At 53.9% G+C, this 1,417-nt stretch carries 1 rRNA gene; it reads right to left on the bottom strand.

Going from position 1 to position 1,417, the window contains the following annotated elements:
• A 23S ribosomal RNA gene (locus ABH939_RS33130) occupies window positions 1-1,285 on the bottom strand; the annotation flags it as partial.
• Between the last annotated feature and the right edge of the window lie 132 nt (window positions 1,286-1,417).

Here is a 1,417-nt window from a genome sequence, read left to right as displayed (position 1 = left end):
GGGGGCTATTGCGTGAATGCCGCAGCTTCGGTGGTGTACTTGAGCCCCGCTACATTGTCGGCGCAGGATCACTTGACCAGTGAGCTATTACGCACTCTTTCAAGGGTGGCTGCTTCTAAGCCAACCTCCTGGTTGTCTTCGCGACCCCACATCCTTTTCCACTTAGTACACGCTTAGGGACCTTAGCTGGCGATCTGGGCTGTTTCCCTCTCGACTACGAACCTTATCGCCCGCAGTCTCACTGCCGCGCTCTCACTCACCGGCATTCGGAGTTTGGCTGATTTCGGTAAGCTTGTGGGCCCCCTAGACCATCCAGTAGCTCTACCTCCGGTGAGAAACACGCGACGCTGCACCTAAATGCATTTCGGGGAGAACCAGCTATCACGGAGTTTGATTGGCCTTTCACCCCTACCCACAACTCATCCCCTCAGTTTTCAACCTAAGTGGGTTCGGTCCTCCACGACGTCTTACCGTCGCTTCAACCTGGCCATGGGTAGATCACTCCGCTTCGGGTCTAGAGCATGCCACTACGATCGCCCTATTCGGACTCGCTTTCGCTACGGCTACCCCACACGGGTTAACCTCGCGACATGCCACTAACTCGCAGGCTCATTCTTCAAAAGGCACGCCATCACCCCCAGCAGTAAACTGCTCGAAGGCTCTGACGGATTGTAAGCGCACGGTTTCAGGTACTATTTCACTCCCCTCCCGGGGTACTTTTCACCTTTCCCTCACGGTACTAGTCCGCTATCGGTCACCAGGGAGTATTCAGGCTTATCGGGTGGTCCCGACAGATTCACACCAGATTTCACGGGCCCGGTGCTACTTGGGTTTCCATTACAACAGTCACAAAGTTTTCGTGTACGGGATTCTCACCCTCTACGACAGGCCGTTCCAGACCACTTCCACTAACCCTGTGATTTCTTACTGTTGGCCAACACGGCAGTATTGACAAAATGAACCCCACAACCCCACGAATGCAACACCTGCCGGCTATCACACACCCATGGTTTAGCCTCTTCCGCTTTCGCTCGCCACTACTCACGGAATCACGGTTGTTTTCTCTTCCTGTGGGTACTGAGATGTTTCACTTCCCCACGTTCCCTCCACACGCCCTATATATTCAGGCGCGGGTAACACGACATCACTCGTGCTGGGTTTCCCCATTCGGACATCCTCGGATCACAGCTCGGTTGACAGCTCCCCGAGGCTTATCGCAGCCTCCTACGTCCTTCATCGGCTCCTGGTGCCAAGGCATCCACCGTACGCTCTTCATTACTTACAACAAAGATGCTCGCGTCCACTGTGCAGTTCTCAAACAACACACAAACAACCACCTCACGCAGACACCAACAAAAACCACTCTCACGAATAATTCTTGCGGTATGACTGCAGCAGTCATTTGTCGTTACTTCCT

Source organism: Rhodococcus sp. 27YEA6, from assembly GCF_044908235.1.
GTDB classification, from domain to species: domain Bacteria; phylum Actinomycetota; class Actinomycetes; order Mycobacteriales; family Mycobacteriaceae; genus Rhodococcus_F; species Rhodococcus_F qingshengii.
This window is presented reverse-complemented; position numbering and strand designations above follow the sequence as displayed.